Consider the following 6450-nt stretch of genomic DNA (forward strand, 5'->3'; position numbering starts at 1 on the left):
ATTATTTATTTTTACCTACTAAAAATTCAATAGCAATTACCGATTGATTATATAAATTGAGCGTTTCAAGATAGTTGTTCTTGATCAGCAAAGCCTGCGAAAGGCTCTGGATATATGCAAGATAATCCATTGCTCCAGCACGATAACTCTTAGTCGATTGATTGATAATCATATCCGCTTGAGGTAATGCTAATTTCTCGTAGTAATCAATATTATTCTTGTACTTGCTGTATTCCTGCAATAGCGACTCAAATTCACCAGAGAGAGCAGTTTTAGAATATTCAGCGTTAGCCTTGGCAATGCTATGATTAATCTTTGCCGCTTTAATTTTTGCTGCTTGTGGGTAGAACCAAAGAGGTATAGAAATACCTGCCTGAATACCAGTGAACCTATCAGATGATGTATAGTTATGGGTTACCCCATTTATCTCCTGAGCACCAATAATTGACTGGCTAAAGTAGCCAATCTTAAAATCGGGAAGTATTTTAGATTTCTCAACCTTTGATTCGAGTCGAGCCACTTCTACCTTTTGCTCATAGCTGGCTAATGCAGGATTTGATACAAAAGAAATGCTATCCGCATTTATATTAATACTAAGCTTTGTCAAAACTGTATCGATTATTGATATAGTTTGCCTAGTGTTTAGGAGTGTTTGAAGTCGTTTTTTATAAATCTCAACATCAGCCTTTGTTTGCATTAAAAGGTTGCGAACTTCAAGGCTTTGAGATTCAGCACTAATCTTCTCAAGCATGTTGGTTTCGCCTGTTTGTGCCCTTCTATTTGCAGCGTTGGTAAACCCAGTGTAAAGACTATCCTGATACCTCAACAATCTTAGCTTAGAGTAGTAGTAGGTCAACTTCCACCAAGTTGTTTTCACGCCATTTACAATCTCGTTTTTAGTGATCGAAAATTCTATTTCACTACTTTTAATATTTGCTTTTGCCAACTTATACTGTCCTGTATAAACAGTGGGAAAAGCAAATGATTGTGAGATAGTTATCCCGTTATCCTTATTTGTAGAATTAAACTGACCGTATTCAATATCAATATCGGTTTTGCCAATATCCCACGACGTACCTTTAAGTGCACGCTGCAATTCAACCTGATAGCCCGCTGACCGAATGTTCAGGTTACTATCAACAGCGATTGAAATAGCCTTCTCCAGAGTCAATATCTTTGGAGACATTTGCTGAGCATTTGCATTCTGAGTGAATAAAAGGTTAATTGATATGACCCCTAAAATCAGCATAATTGGATTTGCCATGTTAATTTTTCTTCGACTCTTCCTTTGCGAAAAAATTATATATAGAACTGGCAAAACGATTAACGTTAGAAGTGTTGCTGATATTAATCCGCCAATTACCACTGTTGCCAAAGGTTTTTGCACCTCTGCTCCTGCTGAAGTAGATAATGCCATAGGCAAAAATCCGATTGATGCAACCGCAGCAGTCATTACAACAGGGCGAAGTCTGGTTTTCAAACCTTTAAGTACCCTTTCGTAGATATCAATAATTCCTTCATCCTTCTCAAGTCGATTAAACTCGGCTATCAGCACAATGCCATTCAATACCGAGACACCGAATAGCGCAATAAAACCAACTCCTGCGGAGATGCTAAAATTCATATCCCTTAACCATAGTGCTAACACACCACCTATTGCAGATAGTGGGACTGCTGAATAAATGAGCAGCGTTTGCTTAAATGAATGGAAGGTGAAGAAAAGCAATACGAATATCAGCAACAAAGCAACTGGAACAGCCACGGCTAAACGATTCTTCGCAGCTACAAGATTTTCGAACTGGCCACCATACGTTACAAAGTATCCCGGAGGTAGTTTGATACTCTTCTCGATTTTTGTACGAACCTCTTTGATAATACTCTCAACATCACGACCCCGAACATTAAAACCTATGGTAATTCTACGTTTAGTATTCTCACGTGATATTTGTGCTGGACCAGCTTTTATCTGAACATCGGCAAGTTGATCGAGGTTGATTTGACCTCCTGAAGGCAAAGAGACGTAAAGGTTTTTGACATTTTCTAAATCCTGCCTAAACTCCTTTTCAAAACGAACAACCAAATCGAATCGTTTCTCCTCCTCAAATATTACACCTGCAGAGCTACCTGCAAATGCAGTCCTAACAAGTTGATTTATATCAGAAATATTAAGTCCGTATTGTGCTATTTTATCACGATTATATTCAATCTGAATTTGTGGTAGACCTGTAACCTTTTCAACATTAATATCTTGTACACCTTGTATTGGTTGAATCAAACGCTCAACCTTTGATGCGTTTAGAGCAAGGGTTTCGAGATTATCACCAAATATTTTTATGGCAACATCTTGTCTAGAGCCAGTCATCAACTCATTAAAACGCATTTGAATGGGTTGTTGGAACTCGAACTTAACACCGGGAAGAATAGATAAGGCTTTCTCCATCTTCTCAATTAATTCCTCACGTGTTTCGGCAGATGTCCATTCTTTTTCATCTTTTAGAGTAATAATATAATCCCCAGTTTCCATAGGTGTTGGATCTGTTGGAATCTCGGCTGAACCAATTTTACAAACGGCTTGTTTAACCTCTGGAAAATTGGAAAGTAGAATCTTATTAGCCTTTTCAACCGTTTCTACTGTATTTGTAAGCGAACTACCCTGAAGAGTCATAATCCCAGCGGCAAGGTCACCCTCGTTGAGTTGCGGAAGAAACTCTCCTCCCAATCGGTTAAAAAGCCACATACTACCGATAAACATTATTATTGAGATGATCACTACCCACTTTTTGCTTCTGAGCGCAATATTTATTATTGGAGTAAAACCTCGATGGATATAATCCATGATTTTATCAGAAATATTGGGTTTATGCACAGGATTTTTGCTTAGAAACATTGCAGATGCGACGGGTACATAAGTTAACGATAGGATTAATGCACCAAATATGGCAAAGCTAACTACCTCAGCCATTGGCCTAAACATTTTGCCCTCAATACCAACCAATGCAAGTATAGGTAGATATACAATTAGTATGATAATTTGACCAAAGGTTGCAGAGCTCATCATACGTTTAGATGATGATAATACTTCATCATCGATTTGCTGTTGGGTTAATCGAATAACGCCTTGATGGTGTGTTTTGCTCATATAAATTCGATGCACAACACTCTCCACAATGATTACGGCTCCATCTACAATCAACCCGAAGTCAATAGCACCTAAACTCATGAGGTTGCCCGAAACACCAAAGAGGTTCATTAATGATATTGCGAATAGCATTGAAAGGGGAATTACAGAGGCCACAATTAGCCCTGCCCTGAGGTTTCCTAAAAGAAGAACTAGGACAAATACTACGATAAGGCCCCCTTCGATGAGGTTTTTTGAAACAGTGCCAATGGAACGACTAACCAAATTAGTTCTATCCAAGTAGGGTTGGATTGTTACCCCTTCGGGTAAACTCTTTTCAATTATAGTGATGCGATCTTTAACATTTTCAATGACTTGATGTGCATTCGCACCTTTCAGCATCATCACAACACCCCCAACGGCTTCGCCAGATGTATCGGCAACAAATGCGCCATAGCGTGGGGCACTACCAAACAGAACAGTTGCCACATCGCGAATAAGAACAGGTATTCCATGTTCTTTATTTTTTACAACAATCCGCTGAATATCCTCCAACGAGGTTGCTAAACCAATTCCTCGGATAAAGTAGGCATTTGGTTTTTTATCGATATAAGCGCCTCCCGTATTTTCGTTGTTTTTTGATAAAGCATCTAAAATATCAGTTAATGTTAGGTTCATGCTACGAAGTTTCTCAGGATTGATAGATACCACGTACTGTTTCAGAAATCCGCCATAGCTGTTAACATCAGCTACACCAGGTGTTCCAAGCATCTCACGGCGAACAATCCAATCCTGAACAGTTCTTAAATCCATAGCCGAATACTTTTTCTCATAGCCCGGCTGACGATGCAAGATGTACTGGAATATCTCCCCCAAACCCGTAGAAACAGGAGCCATCTCGGGTTTTGTCATGCCATTGGGGATTTGCTCCTCGGCCTCTTTTAATCGTTCACCTACAAGCATACGAGCTTTATAGATATCAACATGATCCTCGAAAACAATGGTAACCACAGAGAGACCCAGTCGTGAAATGGAGCGCAATTCCACCACATCGGGAATGTTAGCCATCGAAACCTCAATGGGAGTTGTAATAAACCGTTCTACTTCCTGAACGGCTAGGGTTGGAGCAACCGAAATCACCTGAACCTGATTATTGGTGATATCGGGAACGGCATCAATGGGCAAACGAACTAGCGAAAAAATTCCCCATGCAATCAGCGCAAGGGTGAATAGTCCAATAATTGCCTTATTCTTAAGAGAAAAATTAATTATTCTTTCAATCATCTTTTTTAAAAAATTAGGAGAATAGGTATTAGGTTGTTAGGCTGTTAGGTGATACATAATTATTCTCACACTAATAGTCTAATAGTCTAAAAGTCTATAGAAATAATAGTATAAAGTCAATAAATTATCCTTTACAGAATATTGACTGTAGAAAGGTTGATTAGGAAATTTTAGGCGGTTGCCAAAAGGATTGAAAGAAATTTGAGAATAATTCTTTTTGTATTGGTTCTATTATTGCTTGCAACTTCATATACGGAAGGCTATCAAAATGGATTAGTGAGATTACTACAACCACACCACAGCATGAGCAAACGCAGAATGGAGTACATGCATCGTGATCGTTATGATTGCAGGGGCTTCCTTGAGGAGAAGAATGTTCAATAACCGATTTACTTGCATAAACTATTTCATCCACACAGGGTACAGAAACCAAGTATACGATAAATATGCTGAATATAATAACAACAAACTTCATTGCTTGCAAAAGTAATTGTTTTAGATGAACTTTTCTAATGACCATTATGATTTAGTCAAAACTCCTATTTTTAACTTTCAAACATTAACTCCATTTATCTGTTTTGCTTTAATGTTATATTCTTTCACACACTGATTTAGATATTTAAAGAAAAAATGGTTTAAACTTTGAGTTATATTTTATATCTATATTCTATAAACTGATTTCTGAAATCTAATAAAATGGACAATAATAAACTTCTAAGAATCGCATTGGTTTTAGCCATAATAACAATCGTTTACAACATTGTCGAGGGGTTATTCTCGGTTTTCTTTGGAGCAAGCGATGATACTCTTGCCCTTTTGGGCTTTGGAGTTGATAGTTTTGTTGAGGTAATATCAGGAATTGGGGTACTGCATATGGTTATTCGTATGCAACACTCAAAAACTGAAACTTACGATAAATTTGAACGACAAGCACTTAAAATCACTGGAACGGCCTTTTATCTATTAACAATTGGGTTAATTGTAGGCTCATTGATTAATGTTTTCAAAGGAATAAAGCCAGAAACCACTATTGCTGGGATTATTATATCATCCATCTCAATAATCACCATGTATTTTTTGATGAAAGCCAAACTTAGAATTGGTCACAAACTGAACTCCGATGCCATTATTGCCGATGCAAATTGCACAAAAACCTGTTTCTATCTATCGTTTATTCTGCTAGGTTCAAGTTTGCTTTTTGAACTTTTTGGAATCAGGTGGTTTGATATTATCGGTTCGCTCGGCATTGCTTGGTTTGCATTTGCTGAAGGACGTGAAGCGTTCGAAAAATCTAAGGCAGAGAAAATGGGATGTTCTTGTGGGTGCCATAGTTAGTTAGTGGGTTATTAGGTTATTGGTAATTGGTTGGAGTATAGGTTACAGGTGTAAAATATTAAATTTTCAATTTTCCCACTTTGATATAAACTATAAACAATGAATTTCTTAACTTGTCAACTCAATTAATACATTTGAGTATTGACTCACTAACTGAATAACCCTGTAACTTAATACCTCACTAAACAAACAATTTAACGTCATGGAAACTACTGATAAAGTACTTAAAACCTTAAAAGATGCCGGTAAGGCTATGAAGGCTGGCGAAATTGCAGATGCTGCAGGAATTGAAAAAAAGGATGTTGAAAAGGCAATTAAGAAATTGGTTGCCGAAAACAAACTTCACTCTCCTATTCGGTGCTTTTACGATATTAAAAAGTAATGCCAACCCCGAGAAATCGGGGTTTTTTAATTATTATACCAAAGTGATTAACAATTACGTGAGTTCAATGTAAACATAGCATATTGATTCTCAGCATAGAAATAGATTGTTGCTTTGTCATGCTAAACGAAGTGAAGTATCTGTTTTATAAACTATTAGACCCTTCGCTTCGCTCAGGACCGAGCTTGCGAACCGAACGAAGTGAGTTCAGCATTCTAAGACATATGCAAGTAAAATAGAATAATTATTTTTGTGTTGCCAAATAACGACCGACGGCAAAAGTTAAGCCAAAGGTTATCTAGGGGTAGCTCAATTGCAGCTACCCTTTTTT

General features: G+C 37.5%; 4 protein-coding genes. 2 read left to right on the forward strand and 2 right to left on the reverse strand.

Annotation, left to right across the window (positions count from 1 at the left end):
* Position 1: 1 nt before the first annotated feature.
* Together HOO91_20205 and HOO91_20210 are read right to left on the reverse strand one after the other, a co-directional pair.
* The gene (locus HOO91_20205; GenBank protein NOU19888.1) at positions 2-4402 is read right to left on the reverse strand and encodes a CusA/CzcA family heavy metal efflux RND transporter; all 4401 of its coding nucleotides are present in this window, start codon (positions 4400-4402) and stop codon (positions 2-4) included.
* A 160-nt stretch (positions 4403-4562) separates the two neighbouring features.
* Complete coding sequence (locus HOO91_20210) at positions 4563-4922, reverse strand: hypothetical protein (protein ID NOU19889.1); 360 nt, start codon at positions 4920-4922, stop codon at positions 4563-4565.
* A 176-nt stretch (positions 4923-5098) separates the two neighbouring features.
* On the opposite strand from HOO91_20210, the gene HOO91_20215 reads away from it, so the two are divergent.
* Positions 5099-5737: a cation transporter gene (locus HOO91_20215; GenBank protein NOU19890.1), complete on the forward strand. Its 639-nt coding sequence runs from the start codon at positions 5099-5101 to the stop codon at positions 5735-5737.
* Positions 5738-5939: 202 nt separating this feature from the next.
* Positions 5940-6119: a MarR family transcriptional regulator gene (locus HOO91_20220; protein ID NOU19891.1), complete on the forward strand. Its 180-nt coding sequence runs from the start codon at positions 5940-5942 to the stop codon at positions 6117-6119.
* Positions 6120-6450 lie beyond the last annotated feature (331 nt).

The organism is Bacteroidales bacterium (assembly GCA_013141385.1).
GTDB lineage: Bacteria > Bacteroidota > Bacteroidia > Bacteroidales > Tenuifilaceae > UBA8529.